The 19,713-nt window shown below is 56.0% G+C and carries 27 protein-coding genes; 20 read left to right on the plus strand and 7 right to left on the minus strand.

Going from position 1 to position 19,713, the window contains the following annotated elements:
• The first annotated feature begins 62 nt into the window (after positions 1-62).
• The 3 genes from QMO82_RS28575 (at position 63) to QMO82_RS28585 (ending at position 2,806) form a co-directional block, all read left to right on the plus strand.
• Positions 63-701 (plus strand): hypothetical protein, encoded by a 639-nt coding sequence (locus QMO82_RS28575; protein WP_183606045.1) that lies wholly within the window; start codon positions 63-65, stop codon positions 699-701.
• 112 nt (positions 702-813) lie between these two features.
• On the plus strand, positions 814-2,157 hold the full coding sequence (locus QMO82_RS28580) for a hypothetical protein (RefSeq protein ID WP_183606046.1): 1,344 nt from the start codon (positions 814-816) through the stop codon (positions 2,155-2,157).
• Between the two features lie 91 nt (positions 2,158-2,248).
• On the plus strand, positions 2,249-2,806 hold the full coding sequence (locus QMO82_RS28585; protein ID WP_183606047.1) for a DapH/DapD/GlmU-related protein: 558 nt from the start codon (positions 2,249-2,251) through the stop codon (positions 2,804-2,806).
• Positions 2,807-2,949: 143 nt separating this feature from the next.
• Here the strand turns inward: QMO82_RS28585 and QMO82_RS28590 are convergent, their stop codons facing one another.
• Entirely contained in the window at positions 2,950-4,578 is a 1,629-nt protein-coding gene (locus tag QMO82_RS28590) for a hypothetical protein (RefSeq protein ID WP_183606048.1), read from the minus strand.
• A 395-nt stretch (positions 4,579-4,973) separates the two neighbouring features.
• Between QMO82_RS28590 and rffA the strand changes: the two genes are divergently transcribed.
• The 17 genes from rffA (at position 4,974) to QMO82_RS28675 (ending at position 16,858) form a co-directional block, all read left to right on the plus strand.
• Positions 4,974-6,101, plus strand: coding sequence for a dTDP-4-amino-4,6-dideoxygalactose transaminase (gene rffA / locus QMO82_RS28595; protein WP_183610820.1), 1,128 nt, complete (start codon positions 4,974-4,976; stop codon positions 6,099-6,101).
• A complete protein-coding gene (locus tag QMO82_RS28600; RefSeq protein WP_183606049.1) occupies positions 6,098-6,982 on the plus strand; it encodes a methyltransferase domain-containing protein in 885 nt (294 codons plus the stop codon). The genes rffA and QMO82_RS28600 overlap by 4 nt, the downstream gene beginning before the upstream one ends.
• Complete coding sequence (locus QMO82_RS28605) at positions 6,979-7,689, plus strand: WbqC family protein (RefSeq protein ID WP_183606050.1); 711 nt, start codon at positions 6,979-6,981, stop codon at positions 7,687-7,689. Before QMO82_RS28600 ends, QMO82_RS28605 begins: the two co-directional genes overlap by 4 nt.
• A gap of 91 nt (positions 7,690-7,780) precedes the next feature.
• Complete coding sequence (locus QMO82_RS28610) at positions 7,781-8,722, plus strand: glycosyltransferase family 2 protein (RefSeq protein WP_183606051.1); 942 nt, start codon at positions 7,781-7,783, stop codon at positions 8,720-8,722.
• Positions 8,723-8,759: 37 nt separating this feature from the next.
• The gene (locus QMO82_RS28615) at positions 8,760-9,524 is read left to right on the plus strand and encodes a TylF/MycF/NovP-related O-methyltransferase (protein ID WP_183606052.1); all 765 of its coding nucleotides are present in this window, start codon (positions 8,760-8,762) and stop codon (positions 9,522-9,524) included.
• A gap of 28 nt (positions 9,525-9,552) precedes the next feature.
• Entirely contained in the window at positions 9,553-11,004 is a 1,452-nt protein-coding gene (locus tag QMO82_RS28620) for an FAD-binding oxidoreductase (RefSeq protein ID WP_183606053.1), read from the plus strand.
• A gap of 64 nt (positions 11,005-11,068) precedes the next feature.
• A complete protein-coding gene (locus QMO82_RS28625) occupies positions 11,069-11,431 on the plus strand; it encodes a hypothetical protein (protein WP_183606054.1) in 363 nt (120 codons plus the stop codon).
• 255 nt (positions 11,432-11,686) lie between these two features.
• The gene (locus QMO82_RS28630) at positions 11,687-11,941 is read left to right on the plus strand and encodes a hypothetical protein (RefSeq protein WP_183606055.1); all 255 of its coding nucleotides are present in this window, start codon (positions 11,687-11,689) and stop codon (positions 11,939-11,941) included.
• Between the two features lie 721 nt (positions 11,942-12,662).
• Positions 12,663-13,793, plus strand: coding sequence for an acyltransferase (locus QMO82_RS28635; protein WP_183606056.1), 1,131 nt, complete (start codon positions 12,663-12,665; stop codon positions 13,791-13,793).
• A gap of 90 nt (positions 13,794-13,883) precedes the next feature.
• Complete coding sequence (locus tag QMO82_RS28640; RefSeq protein WP_183606057.1) at positions 13,884-14,138, plus strand: hypothetical protein; 255 nt, start codon at positions 13,884-13,886, stop codon at positions 14,136-14,138.
• Positions 14,113-14,577 carry a lysozyme gene (locus QMO82_RS28645; protein WP_183606058.1) on the plus strand — a complete coding sequence of 155 codons (465 nt, stop codon included), beginning with the start codon at positions 14,113-14,115 and terminating at the stop codon, positions 14,575-14,577. The genes QMO82_RS28640 and QMO82_RS28645 overlap by 26 nt, the downstream gene beginning before the upstream one ends.
• Positions 14,577-14,939 (plus strand): hypothetical protein, encoded by a 363-nt coding sequence (locus tag QMO82_RS28650; RefSeq protein ID WP_183606059.1) that lies wholly within the window; start codon positions 14,577-14,579, stop codon positions 14,937-14,939. The genes QMO82_RS28645 and QMO82_RS28650 overlap by 1 nt, the downstream gene beginning before the upstream one ends.
• Positions 14,940-14,943: 4 nt before the next feature.
• Complete coding sequence (locus tag QMO82_RS28655; protein ID WP_183606654.1) at positions 14,944-15,171, plus strand: hypothetical protein; 228 nt, start codon at positions 14,944-14,946, stop codon at positions 15,169-15,171.
• The gene (locus tag QMO82_RS28660) at positions 15,172-15,594 is read left to right on the plus strand and encodes a hypothetical protein (protein WP_246718193.1); all 423 of its coding nucleotides are present in this window, start codon (positions 15,172-15,174) and stop codon (positions 15,592-15,594) included.
• 64 nt (positions 15,595-15,658) lie between these two features.
• Complete coding sequence (locus QMO82_RS28665; RefSeq protein WP_246718194.1) at positions 15,659-16,117, plus strand: hypothetical protein; 459 nt, start codon at positions 15,659-15,661, stop codon at positions 16,115-16,117.
• A 15-nt stretch (positions 16,118-16,132) separates the two neighbouring features.
• The gene (locus QMO82_RS28670) at positions 16,133-16,480 is read left to right on the plus strand and encodes a DUF1515 family protein (RefSeq protein WP_183606060.1); all 348 of its coding nucleotides are present in this window, start codon (positions 16,133-16,135) and stop codon (positions 16,478-16,480) included.
• A 192-nt stretch (positions 16,481-16,672) separates the two neighbouring features.
• The gene (locus QMO82_RS28675; RefSeq protein WP_097619236.1) at positions 16,673-16,858 is read left to right on the plus strand and encodes a hypothetical protein; all 186 of its coding nucleotides are present in this window, start codon (positions 16,673-16,675) and stop codon (positions 16,856-16,858) included.
• Between the two features lie 581 nt (positions 16,859-17,439).
• On the opposite strand, the gene QMO82_RS28680 is transcribed toward QMO82_RS28675, so the two are convergent.
• From QMO82_RS28680 to QMO82_RS28705, 6 genes are all read right to left on the minus strand, one after another.
• A complete protein-coding gene (locus tag QMO82_RS28680) occupies positions 17,440-17,637 on the minus strand; it encodes a hypothetical protein (RefSeq protein WP_183606061.1) in 198 nt (65 codons plus the stop codon).
• A 289-nt stretch (positions 17,638-17,926) separates the two neighbouring features.
• Entirely contained in the window at positions 17,927-18,094 is a 168-nt protein-coding gene (locus QMO82_RS28685) for a DUF3606 domain-containing protein (RefSeq protein WP_183606062.1), read from the minus strand.
• A gap of 63 nt (positions 18,095-18,157) precedes the next feature.
• Positions 18,158-18,394 carry a hypothetical protein gene (locus QMO82_RS28690; RefSeq protein WP_183606063.1) on the minus strand — a complete coding sequence of 79 codons (237 nt, stop codon included), beginning with the start codon at positions 18,392-18,394 and terminating at the stop codon, positions 18,158-18,160.
• A 207-nt stretch (positions 18,395-18,601) separates the two neighbouring features.
• Entirely contained in the window at positions 18,602-19,042 is a 441-nt protein-coding gene (locus tag QMO82_RS28695; protein ID WP_183606064.1) for a pyridoxamine 5'-phosphate oxidase family protein, read from the minus strand.
• An 84-nt stretch (positions 19,043-19,126) separates the two neighbouring features.
• Positions 19,127-19,273, minus strand: coding sequence for a hypothetical protein (locus QMO82_RS28700; protein WP_183606065.1), 147 nt, complete (start codon positions 19,271-19,273; stop codon positions 19,127-19,129).
• A 70-nt stretch (positions 19,274-19,343) separates the two neighbouring features.
• Positions 19,344-19,706 (minus strand): hypothetical protein, encoded by a 363-nt coding sequence (locus QMO82_RS28705; protein WP_183606066.1) that lies wholly within the window; start codon positions 19,704-19,706, stop codon positions 19,344-19,346.
• Between the last annotated feature and the right edge of the window lie 7 nt (positions 19,707-19,713).

The following is a 19,713-nucleotide window of genomic DNA, read 5'->3' on the forward strand; positions in this document are numbered from 1 at the left end:
CAGATCTCCAAGCTGCTGTTCGGAAGCCATGTCGATCCCAACCACCATCCACAGGAGTCGTAATGTCAGACTTTAATAGAACACCGGTTGTACCACCGAGAAAAGTTGCCGAGCTTAGAAATGACCCTTATGCGGGGCACTCCGGCGACCTCTCGGTTAACAATGCATTACGCGCCTTCAGCCGTGGCACTGTCGTCGGCCCTTATCTCGACGAAATGGACGCTGGGACAGCTGCATTGCTGGCGCCCTATGCTGATCCACTGCTGCCTGATTTTTTGTTTCCGCCGCTGCCAGGCGAAACGTTTGGAGAGCGGTATGACAACGCACTCGCTAATCAGCGCGGGATGGACAGAGCCTTCGACGAACAGCATCCCTATGTCTCCGAAACGCTGCAGCGCGCCGGAGGTTTGGCCTCTGACCTAGCTTTTAAGTTGCCGCCAGGGAGGATGACCAACATCGGGCTCGGTGCTGTTGAAGGTTTCGGGAACGGGGAAGGTGGTTTCAGCAACCGAGCCGAGCAGGCCTTCCGTGGCGCTAGCGAAGAGGCTTTGAAAGGACTCGCTATGGATACTTTAAAGGGGCGCCGTATGATGCCGGCCGAAACCGCTACGGAAAGTGGTCGTAGAGCCGGCGCGAAGGCTGCTCTTACACGCGCGCTTCTTAGAGTACGCGGTCGAAACGGCGGTGGTGGCGGCTGGTAATCAACCCTCTATGGCAGGATCACGCGAATGACGCCCTGACCAAGGATATGGGTGGCATATACGATCCAAGGCCTCGCAATTCGCGGGGCCTTTTCCTTTTCGGAGAAGCTCAATGCCCAGAAACCCATCCACCGGCGTGTATTCCAAGCCCGCCGGCACGACACCTTCCGTCGGCCAGGTCATCGACCCGGCGCCATGGAACGCGCTGACCACCGACCTCGGCAACGAAATCACCAATTCGCTGCCGCGCGATGGCTCGGCGCCGATGGTAGCGCCGTTGAAGGCCGCAAGCGGGACCGTGTCTGCGCCCGGTATCGGATTTGCCTCAGTTCCTCAGACCGGCCTTTATCTCAAGGGTGGCGGGCTACTCGGCTTCACGCAGAACGGCGTTGATGTCGCGTTCGATCACGCCATGGTCTTCGCCTCGAAGTCGGGGGATTACACAGCCGTAGGATCCGACGATGCCGCAGTACATCGCTTTACTGCAGTCGCTACCGTCACCTTGACAGCAGCCGCAACACTCGGTGCCAACTGGCATTATATGGTGATCGCCGACGGTGCCGCCGTGACGATTGACCCCAGCGGGGCAGAGACGATCGACGGTGCGGCTACGCTCGTCATTCCGAACGGCTATTCGGCATTCATCATCTGCAGTGGTACGGCGTTCTTCACTGACGGGATAGCGACAACGCTCAAGACGGTGGCGGCATCCGCACCGGCTGGACATATCTACGGGCTGACTCTTTCCAACAATGCCGGCGATCCAACCAACTCGATCGATATCGCAGCCGGTGCGGCAGCAAGCGATAGTGCAACCCCAGTTCTCATGAGCCTTGCAAGTATGTTGATCAAGGCCGGAAACGTCGCGTGGGCCGTGGGCTCCGGCAATGGCTGGCTTGATACTGGGGCAATCGCGGATGGATGGTACTACCCTTATATCATCGCTCGGTCGGACACAGGTGTTGTCGACTCGCTTCTTTCCGCAAGCGCGACGTCCCCCACTATGCCTGGAAGTTATGACAGAAAGCGCCGTATTGGAGCTCTCCTCAGGGTATCTGGGGCATGGGTGAGTTTCGTCCAAGATGGGGATTTCTTCGCATACAAGGTGCCGACGACTGACGTAAGCACGATTGCCACAGCCGCCGCCTTGAGAACGTTGAAAGTGCCCCCAGCCTTTCCGGTAATGGCTCGCATCGTGGCTCAAATAGTCAACACTGGCGGAGCGATCGCGAATATCAACCATTGGGATCCAGCATTGGGAACGAGCTTACCGTCTGCGTCAACCGGGTTTGGCCAGAACTTCGTCAATACCGCGGTGTCGCAGGCATTCTCACGACAGATGGATATTCGGACCAATTCTGCCGGTCAAATCTACAATGTTGCCTCTTCCACTTCATTGACTTCTTACACCATTTCGACGCAGGGATACTTCGACACGCGCGGTCGCATTAACTGAGGTCTATGTCGGATGGGTCTGCAGGCAGCTATGGGTATGGACCGATGGCTTCCACTTCCCATGCGGGAGGATTTCGTAGTAGAGCTCCCGCATGAAGATCGACAAGGCATCATATCGAAACAGAGGCGGACTAATCCAGCGGATCACTACCGCCTATAAGCGCTTTCGCTACTTCACAGCGGCCGGTAACGATCTCGTGGTAAAGCGCAGCGCAGAGTTCCGCATGGTGAAGCATGCGGTTCTCAAAGTCGGGTCTGGCGTCACAATCCAGGACGAAGCGTTCTTTCAACTGACAATGCCGGAGCCGAAGGTCTTCATCGGCAACAATACGGTGATCGGCCGACGCAATGTCATCACCGCGAAAAATTGTATCTCCATAGGCAATGATGTTTTGATCGGCTCCGATGTGCAGATCGTCGATCATAGCCACGGCATGCGTAAGAACATGCCTATCCGACTGCAGAAGGCTGATATAGGTTCTGTCGAGATCGGCGATGATGTCTGGATTGGCGCTGGTTCCAAAATCCTGATGAACGTGAAGATTGGGAAAGGCGCCGTTATCGGCGCGAATTCAGTCGTCCTCAGCGACATTCCGGAATATGCGATCGCCGTTGGCTCTCCAGCGAAAGTCGTCAAATACCGCACTTAAATCGCATCCCGGGCTTCATCAATACCGCCGTCCCTCGTGGCTTGCAGGTTTGGCTCTTGAGCCCGACCTCATGGATGACGCTTGCCATTCGTTCAAGATCGCAGTCAGCGCCAGTTAGCTAATTTACGGCGTGCACGTCACATTCACCGAGGCGATTGGCAATAGGGGCCATCAAAACTTAAGAGATGCCTTGCCGTATAGTGTTTAGGATCTCTTATCTTGACGATAAAAGCACTCACCGCATAGGACCACTTGCTTTGCACGTCGCGTCCGCGACGAACGATGTAGAGGCATCCTGGAACGTCCAACGCCGCGTCTTCGACTTTCGACCAGGGTCCCAAGAACCGTTTGAAATTGTCAACAAATCCCGACCAGCCGCCATACAAAGTCATGGAGTCATAATCCAAGATCAATGCATCGTGTTTCCCTGTCGCGACCTCATGCAACCCGGCATATTCTCCCAATCCGGGCATCGTATCGAATGCGTTCAGGCCAGATCTATCAAGGATCACGTAATTGCGGCTTTGCAGAGAGGGGGTGTTCCTGATGGTATCGGCAAAAGCCTCCTGGCGCAGGTGGTCGACATAAAAGGTGGCATAAACAGACCACCAATTCACAATGAACACCACCATTAAGCCGGCAAATGAGGCCACTTTCATCCGATGGCGCATATCGGGATTCTTCGCCGGGAAAACGGCACAGATGATCTTTAAAAGACCCAGGGTAGAAAAGGCGGCGCCGAACGGAAGCAGCACTTGAAAGCGGGTCGCCATCCAAGGCTCATAAGAGGGTTCCTTTCCAACCAATACATAGGCCGAGGCTCCCAGACCCAACAGCACGACACCGATGCCTATCAATCCTTTTCCACTGCATTCACCTTCAGTGCCGCTCCCTGCGGTATTAGATCTTGTCAAGTAAACAATGAACAAGGCAGCCAAAAATATCGTCAGGGCGACTGGCTTTCCAATAAATATTCCATCATATGGGAATAAGTATAAAATTACGACTTTGAATTCCGATAGTATTGTGCCGAAATTGATGGCGATGACGTTGTAGCTGGCGGAAAACATACCGCTTTTTTTGAATAAAAAATGTTGTACTATGGCATAAAGGAAGGGCAAAAGCACAATTGCAGCTGTTCTCTTTGTGATATATTTGATTTTGTTCAAATAGCTTCCATAGTGAATTGAGCCTGTCGACGCATCGGCCTTCTTATAAAACAGGAAGGCAGCAATAAAAAACACCAAAAGAAACGACGGTATAAGGGCGTTGAACTGAAAAGAAAACATAAACACAGAGTAGGAAAGATACTCTGTATATACATTTTTGTTCATCGCCGAAATTATAAAAAGATATAAAGCAAAAACAAATGCCAGTAGAAAAAATAGTCCTGGATTGTTTATGGCCGCAATTCTGGCAAAGTAAACAGGTGAAGCTGCCGCGAGAAATGAAAGTGCTGTTGCGTCAGATTTTGAGAAATCGAAAGACTTCAGGATAAGATAGAATACATGAATGACGAGGTAGCCAAGTGCAAAGGTTGAGAAAGCGTAAAACCACCAGCCGATCAATTGAACCGCATAATGATAATATCCGAGAAGGGGAAAGCCGGCCTGCGTAAAAACATTCACAAGCATTTCTTTGCTGGCGCCAGAAAGGCTCCAGTCATCCCAATATCGTGCATCCGATAAAAGAAATATTGGAAGATGGGCGCCCATGTAGACGAGAAAGATTTGCAATTCAGCTTTTTTGAAAAATCCTTTAAAGTCCGGCATCTCATGGCTTTCCTTGGGCAAACGGGACATCCATTTTTGTTAAAAATAGCGTTGTGGGCTCTGTCATTGTTTGTGCTTCTTGCCAACGTCAAACTCGATGAGCCAACGAAGACGACGGTGATCCAATGAACGGGATCGGCGGACAGATGCAATAGCCACGAGTGTGATTCGGTTGCCGGACGTGCCGTTGATAAAATGGTCCTGGTTAAGCCACTATTTGCAAACCCAACGGTACCCTTAAGTAAAAGACGTATCGCCGCCAGCATTATGGCGTATGACCGCGATCTGGCGGGAATATCGCTTGTCTTATGTGGATTATAATTTTAGGAGGGGCGCAAGGCGGGGGCTTTTTTGCTGTCGAGCCTTTGACGCTATGCTGCTTCGGATGTTCGTGAATGAATCGTGTCTCTTTCGCATTGCCTCACCTGATCGGGAAGGAGGCGCTCTATCTCAACGAATGCCTTCTCTCGGGCCAGTGGGGCGGCGATGCGAGCTTCACAAAGCGATGTCATGCGCATCTGGATTTGCTGTACGGCGCCAGCACGCTTCTATGCCACTCGTGTACCGCCGCCTTGGAAATGGCGGCAATGCTTCTCCGCCTTGGACCGGGGGATGAGGTTATCATGCCGTCGTTCACCTTCGTGTCGACGGCCAATGCGGTGGTGCTGCGCGGGGCTGTGCCGGTATTCGTCGATATTCGCAGCGATACGCTCAATATCGACGAAACGCTGATTGAGGCTGCCATTACGCCGAGAACCAAGGCAATCTTCGTCGTTCACTACGCCGGAGTGGGGTGCGAGATGGAGCCTATTCTGGCTGTCGCCTCGCGCCATGGACTGGCTGTGGTGGAAGATGCAGCCCAGGCTTACCGGGCCTCCTGGAAAGGCCGTGCTCTCGGAACATTCGGCCAGTTGGCCACTTTGAGCTTTCATCAGACCAAGAATGTTGTCTCCGGTGAAGGTGGGGCCTTGATCGTCAATGATCCCGCTCTGGTCGAGCGAGCGCAAATCATCCGGGAGAAAGGCACCAATCGTTCCCAGTTCATTCGCGGCGAAGTCGCCAAATACGACTGGCAGGATATGGGATCCTCCTTCCTGCCATCCGATTTGGTGGCTGCCGTGCTTCTAGCTCAGCTTGAGTACGCCGAGGAGCTGACGCGGCATCGGCTTTCGCTGTGGCATGCCTATGATGAAATATTCAAAGCGGCCGGCCATAACGGGTTGCGTCTTCCTGAAATCCCGGCCGACGCTGCACATAACGGACATATCTATCATGTGCGCTTCACCAATCTTGATCGTCGCGAAGAGACGCGCCGCAAATTGGTGGCGGAAGGCATAGGGGGCGTTACGCACTATGTTCCTCTGCATTCTTCGCCAGCCGGGGAACGATATGGACTAACGGCGTCGTCGATGGCAATCACCAACGAGACGGCAGAAACCCTGCTTCGGCTGCCTTTGCATGGCGGGTTGACCGAGGCAGATATTGCCCGTGTCGCGCGCCGGGTTCTGGAATTTGCGCAATGAAACGCTGTTTGGTGTGCGATGCCGTGTATGAGGCGGACATCTGGCGATGCCCCAACTGTGACACGCTCGTGCCGCAGGAAGATGGTTTTCTGTCCTTTGCGCCTGCACTTGCCCATGACAACGACGGTTTTGCGAGCAGTTCACATGAACAGCTTCAGGCCTTGCAGCATGGCAGCTTCTGGTTTCGAGCCAGAAACCGCCTGATCACAGATCTGGTGCGACGGTATTTTGTCAACAGCCAACGGGCGCTGGAAGTGGGATGCGGCACGGGCTTCGTCCTCACGGCTTTGCGCGAGGCTCTTCCGCATGCGGTGCTGTGCGGCAGCGAGATCTATCTGAATGGCTTGCCTTACGCGAGCGAGCGATTGAATGGGGCGGGGCAACTCTTCCAGATGGATGCACGCGACATCCCTTTCCGTGAAGAGTTCGACTTGCTTTGTGCGTTCGACGTACTTGAGCACATCGAAGAGGACGAACTGGTCTTGCGGCAAATGGCCCAGGCCCTGCGGGCGGGCGGCGGAGTGCTGCTGGCGGTTCCGCAACACCCCGGCCTTTGGAGCCGCAACGATGATCTGGCGTTCCACAAACGCCGCTATCGGCGCGGCGAACTGGAGCAAAAATGTGCTGCCGCCGGTCTCGACGTGATTTTCTCGACATCATTTGTGACAAGCCTGTTGCCGGTTTTCGCCCTTCAGCGCTCCACGCGCAGCCGCTCCAAGGATCATGATCCGGCGCGGGAGCTGCAACTGCCGTGGTTCGTGGACAGGTCGTTCGAGGTGTTGCTGGATGGCGAGCGACAGCTTATCCGCCTCGGGGTGCGCTTGCCGGCCGGCGGATCGCGTTTCGTGGTGGCAAGAAAGACTGCAGGTGCGCGGCCATGAAACGCGTGGCGATCATACAGTCAGCTTATGTTCCCTGGCGTGGCTTCTTCGACCTGATCAGCCGCTGCGATGAATATATCATTTATGATCAGGTCGCCTACAGCAAGGGCCACTGGCACAATCGGAACAAGATCAAGACCGCAACGGGCACGCGCTGGATCACCATTCCCGTGGTGACCAGCGGCAGGTTGGGGCAGCCCATTGAGGACGTTGAAATCAAGGGCGACTGGGCCGAGCGGCATTTTGCCCAGATCCGTCAGGCCTATGAAGCCGCGCTGGCCGCCAAAGTCGTTCTTCCTGTTCTCGAAGCTCTCTACAGTCAAGCCGGAAAATTGAATTTTTTGACTGAAATCAATGAGTTGTTTCTCAGGCATTTTGTCGCGATGTTAAAGCTGGATGTTCTGATCACCCGCGACAGAATGTACGCGCCGCACTCGGCGCGAAGTGAGCGCGTTCTTGCGACTTGCCTTGCGGCTGGCGCGACGCATTATTTGTCGGGTCCGTCCGCGAAAGTGTATTTGGACGAAACGATGTTTCGGGATGCAGGGGTCACGGTGGAATGGATGAGTTATGGCCCGTATCCGGACTATACCCAGCTTCACGGTGTTTTTGACGGGCAAGTCAGCATCATCGATCCTATTCTGAATGGGCACGGGGCAGGATTTGTGGCCGCGCCCGGACCGCAACAGGGAGCAGCAGGATGGTAAGCCGTTTGACTTTCGTTTGCGAAACCGAGGATGCTTGGCCCTCTGGGTTTGCAGCTGAGCAGGTTGGCTGCGCACATATCGGGCTCAAGCTGTGAATTACTCCATTGTGGTGCCCATCTATGGCGATGGCGGTTTGGCCGGTGACCTGTGTGTGGAGGTTCAGCGGGTCATGCGTGCATTTACAGGCCGCGAGGATCTTGGGGCGATACTGGAGCTGATTTTCGTTAATGACGGTAGCCGGGACAACAGCCTTGAACTGCTGCTCCCGTTGCAGGCCGAGTTCGATTTCGTCAAGATCATCGATCTGTCCAGGAATTTCGGCCAGCACATCGCCATCGCTTGCGGATTTCGCGAGGCCGTGGGCGATGTCATCATTCGAATGAATGTCGACATGCAGGATCATCCGGACCAAATTCCAACATTGCTCGAGCATATGGCGGCGACGAAGGCGGACATCGTGATCGGACAGTACGAACAACGCGAAAGCCCGCTGGTCAATCGCATCACCGCTCGGCTCTATTATAGTTTTTTTCGAATCATGACCGGTCTCGATTCGCCGCAGAACACGTCTCCCCTGCGTGTGCTGAGCCGCCGATACGTCAATGCTTACAATTGCCTGACAGAAAAAACGCGGTTTCCTCAAGGTCTTGACCAGTGGCTGGGCTTCTCGCCACGTTACACGCGCATCGCCCACCGGGAGCGACTGAAGGGCAGGTCGTCCTATAATTTCTGGTCGCGGCTGCGGCTGGGGCTTGATGGGCTGCTGTATTTTTCCGAGCGCCCACTGATCATCATGATGTCGCTGGGGCTGCTCCTTAGTGCATTTGGTGCAATGATGGGCGTGTTGCTTGTGATGATGCGCTTGTTTTTGACCAGCATCGAACCCGGATTCACGTCACTTGCTGCGATCGGCCTGTTTGCTTTTGGTGTCCAGCTGATTTGCTTGGGGGTTGTCGGCTTTTACGTTGGGAAAATATTCAAGGAAGTTCAAAATCGTCCGCTCTACATTATCAAGGACAGATTTTGGAGCTAGAAATATCAGCTGCTTATCCAAAAATCAGAGATAGACCATGTCGCACGAATCCACCTCTATCAGCTATTCACCTTCCACCAGCATCGATGCCAGGCACAAGATATTCGAGTTGCAGAAGACCTATCCTGCAACGCCGGAGGAAAAAGAGCGTTCGCCCGGTCTTTTCCTGCGTGGTTCATTGCTGGCGCGCATTCTGGCGATCCGGGATATTTATGTACAGATTGTCGATATTCCCGGCTCCATTTTGGACATTGGCACATGGCGCGGCCAGACTGCCGTGCTGTGCGAGAACCTCCGGGCCATCTACGAACCTCTGCATCTCAATCGTCGGATTGCCTGTTTCGACACGTTCGAGGGCTATGTCGGCTTCTCCGACAAGGATGCTCCGTCCGAGCTGCATCGCGACGGCACCTATGGCGTCGGAGGCGAGGAATATGCTTTCTATCTCGCTGAATTGCTGAAGCTGCATGAACAGTCCAACGCCATGGGAAACAATTTCGACAAGCACAAGGTGATTAAGGGAGACTGCTGCGAGACTATCCCGCAATATTTTTCTGACAATCCCCATGAATTTGTGGCGCTTGCCTTTTTCGATGTGAATTCTTATCAGCCGTCGCTCGAAGCCTTCGAGGTTGTTTGGCAGCGGATGGTACCCGGCGGCATTGCTGCTTTCTGGCAGTTGACCAGAAATGTCATTCCGGCTGAAGGACGCGTTTATGCAGAGAACATCATCGGTAGATACGGCCATAGTCTGCACCGATGCCCTACCTATCCTGGGCTGTGTTATCTGAAGAAGATCTAACTCGTATTTACGATCGCTTGGAGTTTACATGAGACGGGTGGTGCTGGGAAACGGCGTTGTGGGATTGTCGATCGCCTTCGGCTTGCTGCGGCGCGTAAACGCTTCGGATGAGATCGTTGTGGTCGGCCCACCGCAGCGCCCGGGATCCGCGACGCTTGCCGCGGCGGCCATGCTCAATTCCTTCGCGGAAATTGAGCATGGCGGTCTCGATACCGATATCGATCTCTTTCGATTTGAGATGAGTCATCGTGCGACGCGCCTCTGGCCCGCTTTTGAACAGTCACTTATCGACGCAGCGGGGGACAGACTTCCCTCTGGTTGCTCTGCCTGCCAGGGATGCTCGGGCGGCGGATGCTTTAAGTCAGGTACTTACGTCGTCAACAACAATGCCGCCGACGATCTTGATGACCTTAATTTCGACGCCATTCTCAGTGCGCTGATCGATTTCAACGAGCAGCACGATGTTATTTCGCCGAAAGACATTCCCCACTATAAGCCGCACCAGCGTTACCGCGCGAGCCGCGCCCTCTTCATTCACAACGAGGGCTGGTTTAATCCGCGCATCATGCTGGAGAAGATGGAGGGTGCGCTACGCCGAGCACCGAATGTGCGCTTCATCGATGAAGGTGTCGATCGTTTCAACCATGCGGATGGGGTGATCACTTATGTCACTCTGATGTCTGGCAAACAGGTTGAGGGCGACCAGTTTGTCCTGGCTACCGGCGCGACGGCATGGGATGTCCTCGATCGCAGCGGGTTGCGGGAACTGATCCAGCGCATCTTCTATGGCATCGGCACATCGATAGAAATCCGCAGCCCGGATGACGCACTCTCCCATGTCATCCGTACCCCTAACCGCGGTCTGGCCTGTGGCCTGTATGCTGCGCCCTATTTCCAAGGGCCAAACGAGCCGAACGATCATGTGCTCGTCGGGGCTAGTAACTTTATTGCGCCGCAACTCCATGTGCATGGTCGCCTGACGAGCATAGAAGGCCTGCTCAACGGGGCCATAAAGCAAATTAATAGTAATTATTACCGAGCCGACCTGATCCGTGTGAACGTCGGCGCGCGACCGAACAGCCAGGACACCTACCCGTTACTCGGCAAGACGTCGATCGACAATCTTTTCGCTGCCACAGGAACAAAGCGAGACGGATTCCATCTCGCTCCTTTGATCTCCGAGGTGATGGCGAAGATGTTGCACGGCGAAGCCGTAGACGAGCGTTACGCGTTTTTTGCACCTAGTCGTAAGCCACTGCGCACGATGACGCGGGATGAAGCTGTCGCGAAAGCGGTCCGCCACCAGATGAGCGCCGCCTACCAGCACGGATTTTCGCCCGCGACGAGCCGCATGCCGGACCAGATCGCGGCAAACATGCGCGACGCGGTGGAACGCTTGCACGATCAGATTGGCGCCAAGGACTGGGGCATACCGCCTGAGATGCTGGACATGTATCGCTACGGGCATGCTATTCCATGATCACCGAGGTCTCGAGCGGGTGGCAGCCTGTCCCTCATAGTATTTGCGGCCCGAGCGCAACGCCATGAAGTTGCTTCTGGCGATCCTGCCGACCGTCGTTCTTACGCTGTACAGTCAATTCATAACCAAATGGCGCGTGGGAGTGCTGGCCGACCAGGTTGCTTCTGCTACCCTACTGACAAGGGTCATTCGTTACCTAAGTGATCCACTTATTCTTTCGTCGTATGCGATGACACTTATCGCGTCGATCGCCTGGTTCGCCGTGCTGGAACGCTATGAACTGTCATTGGCCTATCCGATCTTCATCGGGGTGATGTTTGCTTCTGTGACTATTGGAGGCATGGTCTTCTTTGGCGAGCCGGTAACAGCGACGCGGCTTTTTGCTATTCTATTGATCTTCATGGGAATTATTGCTGGCACGCGTTAGGTGTGCGATCCAAAGGTGACCTGCCATGGCGTGCTGCTGCCGGTTTCGTTGACACTATAAGGTGTTTTAACGAGACTGGAGAGGCGGATACAGAGAAGGAGTTCAGCTCCGATGGCCTTGCCTCTCTGAGCTAATCTAGTGTCCTTTAACGTTGAACTGGACACCAACCCACATCGTTGTCATCTCAATTCGCACTCGTCTCCACCCAGGAGGCGGGCGTTTTTTCACATCCTCACACATTCCGGAGCCCACCCCATGTTCGTCCACAACTGGCGCGCTGTGCTGCGGCACGCCTGGTCTGTCCGCCTGATGGTGCTGGCGCTGCTCTTCATCGTGCTTGAGCCCGTCATCAATTTCGTCGCCGCAACTTGGGTGTCGCGCGACCTCTACATTCAGCTCGCCATGTCGGCGGCAACGGGGCTTTTCGCCGCGGCGGCGATCGTCGCCCGCATCTTCGTTCAGCAGAAAATCTCGGGAGAACTGAATGGCAAACCGCCTGCAGGAGGGTAGTGCCGCCGCGGCCATGGCTGTGGCAACACCAATGGCATGAACCTTTGCACTGACCTGCTTGAGCCGTTCTCTCATTCAAGAGGTGGTAACGAACTTAGAAAACGAAAACAAAAGCGGTTCTTCGGGGCCGCCTTTTTCTGTTGATGAGGCAATTATGACCGTTTCGAACGAAGTGAGCACCGCCGGGCCCTTACCATGGCAACTGTATGACGGATGTTTTCCCCTACGTTCAAGATCGTCGACGATACGCATCCGCGCGTTATCGTCCGCGATGCATTTGGCGTGTCCTCAGGCCTTTCGTTTGACGATGGGGATGATCAAGGCCTCACTTAAGGCTGCATTGACGCAGCGGCTGCGGGCGAACGGTTGGAATACATCACGCTTGGCACCGGCCAAGCGTTGATTTTTGCGTAGAAGGCCGTTTAGGCCCGCACGTTTCTGGAAGCAGTCGCACCTGTCGACGAGGATTATCCGCTGCTTGTAGCCGAGATTCGACGGAGGTCGCCAATGCGATCGGGTAAGCCTTGCCGCCTGGATGGTTCGCAAATCGAAGCCAAGCGCCTCACGATCGAAGCTGCAGCCGATACGAAGACGGCCAAGAGGCAGCAAGCAATGTCAACTGGCTATCGTGAAGCACCGCAATACAACGCGATAACGTTTGCCAGCGCTTTCAATCCACGCAGGATTGCGCTATTCCGCCGAGAGACGGAGGGATTGGACGTTGGATGCTCTTACACATCGCGAGATCGGAAGACAGGCGCGCAACCGCATACGCGGCTTAGATGGGCTCAGAGCAATCTCGCTACTTTTGGTGCTGATAGCTCATTGGTTGCCTCTTCCCCATCTTTACAAATTCGTCAACTTGGGGCGTGGCGGGCTCCTGATATTCTTCGTGATCAGTGGTTTCTTGATAACGAGAATACTAGTCGACTTAGCACGCCAAAGGGGTGAGATTGCAGGGTTCCAGCTTCTCAAGGGCTTCTATGGCCGCCGATTTTTCCGCATTCAGCCTATCTATTACCTCGCGCTAGTATTTGTTATTAGCCTGGGACTGAATGACGCTGTGCGGGAAGACGTAATCTATCACGTCTTCTTCGTGCAGAATCTCTCAAATGTATTTCTTAGAAGCGATATCGGAACTTATGGACCAGCCGCCCCGTGGTGGTCGCTTGCGGTTGAAGAGCAGTTTTATTTGTTCTGGGCGCCCATAGTCATCTTTCTTCGCCCGAATACGTGGAAGCTTTCTCTACTGGCGGCGTTTCCCCTGGCGATCGGATGGCGCGCTTTCGCCTGGTGGGCCGATCTTGGACAGGCGAATGTCTTAGTCACACTCGGAAATCTGGATTCACTGGCTGCCGGCGCATCGGTCGCTATAATCACCTCAACAGCCCGGGCTACGCCCGCAGTGTCGCGCTGTTTCTCTGCTATAATGGTGGCTGGCATATCCGCGCTCTGCCTCTTGTCACTGACAGTGACGAGCGAAGGTGCACTCATATTTCGGAGTAGTTTTGACGACGTGCCAGTTTATATGATCGCCGCATCGCTGATATTTTTCTGGGCTGTTGGCAGGGCGCAAACCGCAGCGAAGGTGATGGAAAATCCTGTTCTAGTTTTTATAGGCAAGCGTAGTTACGGTGCCTATGTCTATCACCAAGTCGTGAACTACTCGTTCTATTTCATCGTGACACCGCGTTGGCTGGAGCCATATTTTGGCATGAAGCGTGAATTGCATGGTTTCACTGTGTTTTGGGTCTTCGCGCTAATAACGCTGCTGTTAGCCGCATTGTCCTACAAATACATCGAGCAGCCCATATTCAGACTCCGTGATCGGATTTATCCGGTTACTCCATAGGCTCCGTTGACGCTGTTGCGTTGCTGAATAACCCAAAGAGGTCGCCCTGTTCCCCGAGCAGGGTGTTTTTCTGCATCCACAATCCTATCCATGCTCGTCCATAACTGGCGGGCGGTGATCAAGCACGCCTGGTCCATCCGTCTGATGGCGCTGGCGCTGCTCTGCATCGTCCTCGAGCCCGTCATCAATTTCGTCACCGCGACCTGGGTGTCGCACAATCTTTACATCCAGCTCGCCATGTCGGTGATCACAGGCCTCGTGGCCGTTGCGGCGATCGTCGCCCGCATTTTCGTTCAGCAGACAATTTCAGGAGATCTGAATGGCAAACCGCCTGCAGAAGGGTAGTGCCGCCGCGGCGATGGCTGTGGCGCTGGTCGGCTCGTTCGAGGGACTGCGCCAGAATGCCTATCCCGATCCGGCCACAAAGGGGCAGCCGTGGACGATCTGTTACGGCAGCACCAATGGCGTCAAACCCGGCGACCGCAGGACGGTGGAAGAGTGCAAGGCGCTGTTGGCGCTGGAGCTCAAGACCTATGCGAGCGGCGTCGAGAGCTGCGTGCGCGTGGCCCTGCCGGATGCCCGCTTCGTGGCGCTGACCTCCTTCGCCTACAATGTCGGCGTCAAGGCGGCCTGCGGCTCGAGCGCGGTCAGGCTGATCAACCAGGGCAGGACGGCCGAGGGCTGCGAGGCGCTTTTGAAGTGGAACCGCGCCGCCGGCATCGTCTTTCCGGGCCTGACCCGGCGCCGGCAGAAAGAGCGCCAATTCTGCCTGGAGGGCATCTGATGTTCTCCCTGTTCGACACCCTCAAAATGGGCGCCGGCATCGCCGCCGGCCTTCTCCTCTATCACCTCTATGCCGTTTCGATCGGCTATCCCTCGGCGGCCCGGGAGGCGCGGGCCGGCTATGTCCTGCTGGCCGAGAAGGCCGCGGCCGAGGCAAAGGCGGCCGAGATGGAACGCCAGCGCAACGCGGCGTCGCTCGCCACCGAAGAGCACCGCAAGCGCCTGCTGGCCGCAGAAGCGGCCGAGCAGGCGGCCAGAGACACACTCGAAATCGAGATCCAATCCTATGAACGTCAGCTTTCGGAAAAGAACCGCGCTTGCGCTGTCACTGCTGCTGATCGTCAGTGGCTGCTCCGCCACTGAGCGGCTGAACAGGGCCTCGGCGACGAAGGGGCAGGCGGCGGCCGGCATCGCTCTGCCGCCCTTGCCCGACGATCTGCGCCGGCAGGAAGCGCATGCGCCCGTCAGGGAAGGCGAGCCTGTCATCGCCATCCTCGCCCGCGAGCGCCAGGCGCTCGACCGCGCCAATGCCCGCCAGCGGCGCAGCGCGCAATTTTATGACGACCTCAGCAGCAGATTTGGACCACGGCGATAAATGAATGCCATCTCGCTTGCCCTTGTTAATCCGATCGGCGGAACTGATCCAGCGCCGCCGCCATGGGTGGCGGATGCCAACCGCTATATGCCGGCCGCCACCGGCACCCGCTGGCCGGCCGGCTTCACGCAGACCTGCACGGCCGGCCTCAACTACCAGTGCTCGAAGCTGTTCTTCGGCTCTCCGGACTATCCGACCAATGATTTCCTCATTCCCTTCGTCGGCTTTGGCTGCAGCGAGGGAAATCTCGCGCCGCAAGAGACGATCTTGCCGAACGCCGACATCGCCAGTCCGGCCGCCGCAACGACAACAGCGCCACGGCAAGCACCTGGTCAAACGCCAAGCTCGGCCTGGTCGACCGCGTCAAGACGCGCTATGGGGCCAGCATCCATGTCGTCGGCGCCACCATCATTCCGACCATGACCGGCTCGTCGGACAGCGGCGGACTGTCGCGGGCTATACCGTTCCCGCCTTGTGGACAACCACGTTGACGACGGTGAACAACACCATCGAGGCGAGCTCTCGTTACGCCAAGGTCATTGAGCAGCTGCTTGCGTTTACGGCGGCCGCCGATCCGACGAAGTCGGCGGCCGCCGAGATGTTTCCCCGCGGGAACGTCATTGGCCATCCCGGCAACCAGGACGGCGTGACCACATGGGACACGTTCAAGCTGCCGGCTTCGGTGCCGGACGGCACCCGTATCATGTTCGAATATCAGCCTGGCCTATGGACGTCGAGAAACACCTATGGCCGCGTCGACAACGGCGACGGGACCGCCGACTACAAAATGCAGGAAATCTTCGCAACCAACGTCCAGGATAATGCCGCGCTGCTTGCCCATGGCATGAATCTCGACAGCACGTCTTATGTCCATCCGACCTTGCAAGGGTGGCTGCGATTTGTCAGCCGCCTGTCGCAAGCCGAGAAGCTGAAATTCTATCCCTAATTCAGAGGCATCAGCATGAACGCATCCGAATTCGACCCGCGCCTGCATCAGCAAATGGGGGAACTCCTTGCCGAGGTCCGCAATCTCCGTGACGCCTTCCGGCAGTCAGAGATAAAATCGGATAACAGCCGGTCGCAGATGCACGGCCGGCTGGATTTGCTCGTCGACCGGGTCGCCAAGGTCGAAGGCACCGTCTCGGCCGTGCAAGAGGATATCTCGGAAATGCGGCCGGTGACCGACGACGTGCGCAGATGGAAACTGATGGGGCTTGGTGCTCTCGGGATCGTCGGGGTCGGCGGCACGGCCCTCGGTGTCAGCCTCGCCGGCGTGTTCGACCAGGTGATGAAGTACCTGCACCGGTGAAGAGCTTTTACCGGCATTGACGATCCCGGATGCCGTCGATGACAAGTGAACTCAGAGATTCACAATAGGCAGGGGGCCTCGTCGCCGCGGGATTTCCCTTGCTGCCTGCTCCCAACCGGACCTTCTAAATTTTAGCATTTGCTAACGAACAAATCCCCGCCCTGCTGGTTCTCCTCTCAGGAGGAAACAGTCATGAAGAGCATGAACGATCGCCAAGTTCGCATTCCCGGTCCGCGGGAGCATGATGTTGCAGAACATTGCCGCAAGTTCGGAATCGGTCCGGCGGAGGAGAAGAAGCTGAAGAAACTTCTCGGGTCCCACGCGCCGCTTCATGAGATCCGGGCCAATGCTCCGCCGCGCCAGCCGCGCTGGCGTTAGCGGCGGCGGCGCTTGACTTGGGGTCATTCACGCCGCGTTACGGCGATGATTTAAAGATTGAGTGGACGGAGCAAAGACCCGCGAAGGTGAGGGACAGAAATCCTGTTGCCGGACTTCCGAGGTGACCGATCTCCGGCTTACGTCGCTCGTACCAGCAGAAAACCCCGCTCCGGCGGGGTTTTGTCGGCACGATGATGGAGGTCTCTCTTTTTTCAGGCGCCGGGGGCATACCAGTCTAACGATTGGAATATAACGGGAACAATTCTTGCTTGTTGCTTCGGCAGAGAGGCCCGAACGCCGGCTCATTTTCAGCCCCGCACCCGCGGGAACTTCCGACAAGGACCGGCGTTGTGGCCGACGGACCGTGCAGCAGGCTTCGTCTCCTGTGCCATTGCTGCTACCCCTGCAGTTGCTGTGCGGTCCACTGGCCATCTGCGATTTCAGATGCGATCGCGCCAGACTGCGCGCCCGCCGCCGCCTCGACGCAATGGGCGAGCCGGAAAGAGAACAGGATGACTTTAGGCCGGCCCGGCCTAAAACCATCCTGCTCTATGAAAGAGTGATAGCACGATCCCGTAGTTCTAATGCCGTTGCCGCGACAGCATGAGAATGTAGTCGTCGGCGATATCGGCAACCACCATGGCGGCTTCCGCAGGCTGATATCCCTTGCAGACCGCGTCACTGACGATTTTCATGACGGCCGATTCAAGCGCTTCCCGGCAGTCGGACAGACTGTCGGCATGCGGGCATTTTGCCCGAAATTCCAACACGTTGTTCATCGCACACCCTCCATTTGATCTTGCTCGGGCCCGATGCCTGGAAGCCGGCCTCTCCGATTGGAGGGCGGGCCAGGGGTTCCGGCGAGCTGCTTCAGGAACCAGAAATGCTACCCTGGAGACAGGATGGCATAGGGCCCGATGTATTCAAGGGCATGCTGATATTAAGGTAAGCCAGTAGGGTTAATTCGTCCGCCGATGTTGCATCGTGGCATCGCAGCCAGCAGCAGGGGGCATCGGTTGACGCGCGTCGCATCGAACTGAATTCGTGCGACGCGCTTCCGCTTCCCGTTCAGGCGCTGATGCGGCGGCCCGCCTTGTCTGCCTCTTTGCGATTGGTGCCATATTTTTCGACGATGTCCCTGGCATCCTCGTTGGAAATGCGGTGCTTCTTGGCGAAATAGATGACGTCGTAGGGGCCGTCGGTCGCGCCAGCTTTTTTCGTCTTGTCATTGGTCATGATTTTTCCTTTCACGGAAATCCTGGTCACGGAAATCCTGGCTCGGATTGGCTTCGTTCCGTATTACCGATGAGACCGGGCTATCGTATGTTTTTCCCAGATCTGCGTTGCCTGATCTGCGGTGGCGGTCTTGTGGAAGCGCAGCAGGTGAAATCCTTCCGCCCTTCGCTTTTCATCGAAGGCGCTGTTTTCGTAGTCGGAGCCTTCGACGATGCTCTCGCTGTGAAGAACGGCCTTCAGTTCCTCCACGAAGTGTCCGGTGATGTTGAAAAGCGCTTCGGTCTGAGGTGCCTGGTTCATCGTTTTCCCTATGGGTGGTCGCGTGCGATTAAACGCGCAATGCCGCTTCAGCAGCCGCGTTCGTAAAATGCATCAAGCAATCCGCGCCCCTATGGGAAGGCTGGTATCGGACAGCGCTCAGCCGTGTCTGTCTGGAGTTCCATATATCGTGCAGCAACGCCGCCCTGCGAATCGAAGGTAAGGCGCGGCCAATCTCAAGGCTGCACCTTAAACCACTTGCCTCCCCGACACCATGTCAATTGAGATGCCGAAGAATATGGACGGGCCGGCGTCTTCGCTTTCCGAGTTCAGGGCCAGCGATCCGGGTTCCCACCAAAACGGTTGCTTCTGCAGAAGAGACCAGGCGTGGATACGTTCGTCATGGCGGGACGGCGTATCGGTCAATTCATCGTAGATCCCCTGGACAAGAACGCTCTTCCAGGTGCCGTTCTCGCCGAATTCTTCAACCTGAACACAGGCCGGTGAGTTGGCCCGCATGAGATCGATCTTCAGGCCCGGCATGGAAAACATGAAAAGCCGATCTTTCTCATACGCATACTGGATCGGAACGATATAGGGATATCTGTCGCCCAGGCACGCTAAGTGGCCCCGGCTGTGGCCTGCCAGAAAGGCGAGGCAGTCTCGTTCAGCCATTTCTCGCAGTTGCATCGCATTATCCAATCCCGTCAGCGTTACAGCCCTTCGTTTGATCGGCAGCAAACCGTCTTGCTCGCCGCAATAACCTTGCAGCGCCTACCAAAAAATATCCTTGAAGATGATGTAGACGATAAAGGCCACACTGACTGCGGGTGTCAATTTCACCAGGAAGTCGATGTACCGGAACCTGCCGATAGACTGGGCCAGGCTTTTCCAAGAATGGATGCTTACCATGGAAGACATGATGTCCTCCTTCTGTTGGGGCTGGGGGTCTCTCACTACCCCGGAAGCAGCGCCCGTTCACAAACTGCCGCTATAGCAAATATGGGCGCCCGTCAGTTTCACTACAAGGCGTGGGGGATTGCCGGTCCGGCAGAACGATCACACAACTGCGCACAATTGCACAGGGCGGCGCCGGCGTGCCAGGATGGTGGAGCGCGCCCGTACAAGATGGGGCCTTTACCTCAACCATCGCTTCGATCAATTTCAGGCGATCGAGTTTTCGCCGTTGATCGTCGTAGAGCCTGCCCAACAGCTCGTAGGCCAATCCTGAAGGTCTGCCTTTGAGCGACAGTTTTCTGATCACCATTTCCTGATCGGCAACGCGGTGCGCCGCTTTCACGATATGGCAGCGTGCCAGCTTCAGGTCTTTCGGGCGGAATCGTGTGGAAACCATAGGCTTT

The organism is Rhizobium sp. BT04 (assembly GCF_030053135.1).
Taxonomy (GTDB): Bacteria; Pseudomonadota; Alphaproteobacteria; order Rhizobiales; family Rhizobiaceae; genus Rhizobium; species Rhizobium binxianense.

What these genes read in the sequence shown, in the direction of transcription:
- QMO82_RS28575 (WP_183606045.1), top strand. Translation starts at nt 63, where the DNA reads ATGTCAGACTTTAATAGAACACCGGTTGTACCACCGAGAAAAGTTGCC.
- QMO82_RS28580 (WP_183606046.1), top strand. Translation starts at nt 814, where the DNA reads ATGCCCAGAAACCCATCCACCGGCGTGTATTCCAAGCCCGCCGGCACG.
- QMO82_RS28585 (WP_183606047.1), top strand. Translation starts at nt 2,249, where the DNA reads ATGAAGATCGACAAGGCATCATATCGAAACAGAGGCGGACTAATCCAG.
- QMO82_RS28590 (WP_183606048.1), bottom strand. Translation starts at nt 4,578, where the DNA reads ATGCCGGACTTTAAAGGATTTTTCAAAAAAGCTGAATTGCAAATCTTT.
- rffA (WP_183610820.1), top strand. Translation starts at nt 4,974, where the DNA reads ATGAATCGTGTCTCTTTCGCATTGCCTCACCTGATCGGGAAGGAGGCG.
- QMO82_RS28600 (WP_183606049.1), top strand. Translation starts at nt 6,098, where the DNA reads ATGAAACGCTGTTTGGTGTGCGATGCCGTGTATGAGGCGGACATCTGG.
- QMO82_RS28605 (WP_183606050.1), top strand. Translation starts at nt 6,979, where the DNA reads ATGAAACGCGTGGCGATCATACAGTCAGCTTATGTTCCCTGGCGTGGC.
- QMO82_RS28615 (WP_183606052.1), top strand. Translation starts at nt 8,760, where the DNA reads ATGTCGCACGAATCCACCTCTATCAGCTATTCACCTTCCACCAGCATC.
- QMO82_RS28620 (WP_183606053.1), top strand. Translation starts at nt 9,553, where the DNA reads ATGAGACGGGTGGTGCTGGGAAACGGCGTTGTGGGATTGTCGATCGCC.
- QMO82_RS28625 (WP_183606054.1), top strand. Translation starts at nt 11,069, where the DNA reads ATGAAGTTGCTTCTGGCGATCCTGCCGACCGTCGTTCTTACGCTGTAC.
- QMO82_RS28630 (WP_183606055.1), top strand. Translation starts at nt 11,687, where the DNA reads ATGTTCGTCCACAACTGGCGCGCTGTGCTGCGGCACGCCTGGTCTGTC.
- QMO82_RS28640 (WP_183606057.1), top strand. Translation starts at nt 13,884, where the DNA reads ATGCTCGTCCATAACTGGCGGGCGGTGATCAAGCACGCCTGGTCCATC.
- QMO82_RS28645 (WP_183606058.1), top strand. Translation starts at nt 14,113, where the DNA reads ATGGCAAACCGCCTGCAGAAGGGTAGTGCCGCCGCGGCGATGGCTGTG.
- QMO82_RS28650 (WP_183606059.1), top strand. Translation starts at nt 14,577, where the DNA reads ATGTTCTCCCTGTTCGACACCCTCAAAATGGGCGCCGGCATCGCCGCC.
- QMO82_RS28660 (WP_246718193.1), top strand. Translation starts at nt 15,172, where the DNA reads ATGAATGCCATCTCGCTTGCCCTTGTTAATCCGATCGGCGGAACTGAT.
- QMO82_RS28670 (WP_183606060.1), top strand. Translation starts at nt 16,133, where the DNA reads ATGAACGCATCCGAATTCGACCCGCGCCTGCATCAGCAAATGGGGGAA.
- QMO82_RS28675 (WP_097619236.1), top strand. Translation starts at nt 16,673, where the DNA reads ATGAAGAGCATGAACGATCGCCAAGTTCGCATTCCCGGTCCGCGGGAG.
- QMO82_RS28680 (WP_183606061.1), bottom strand. Translation starts at nt 17,637, where the DNA reads ATGAACAACGTGTTGGAATTTCGGGCAAAATGCCCGCATGCCGACAGT.
- QMO82_RS28685 (WP_183606062.1), bottom strand. Translation starts at nt 18,094, where the DNA reads ATGACCAATGACAAGACGAAAAAAGCTGGCGCGACCGACGGCCCCTAC.
- QMO82_RS28690 (WP_183606063.1), bottom strand. Translation starts at nt 18,394, where the DNA reads ATGAACCAGGCACCTCAGACCGAAGCGCTTTTCAACATCACCGGACAC.
- QMO82_RS28695 (WP_183606064.1), bottom strand. Translation starts at nt 19,042, where the DNA reads ATGCAACTGCGAGAAATGGCTGAACGAGACTGCCTCGCCTTTCTGGCA.
- QMO82_RS28700 (WP_183606065.1), bottom strand. Translation starts at nt 19,273, where the DNA reads ATGTCTTCCATGGTAAGCATCCATTCTTGGAAAAGCCTGGCCCAGTCT.
- QMO82_RS28705 (WP_183606066.1), bottom strand. Translation starts at nt 19,706, where the DNA reads ATGGTTTCCACACGATTCCGCCCGAAAGACCTGAAGCTGGCACGCTGC.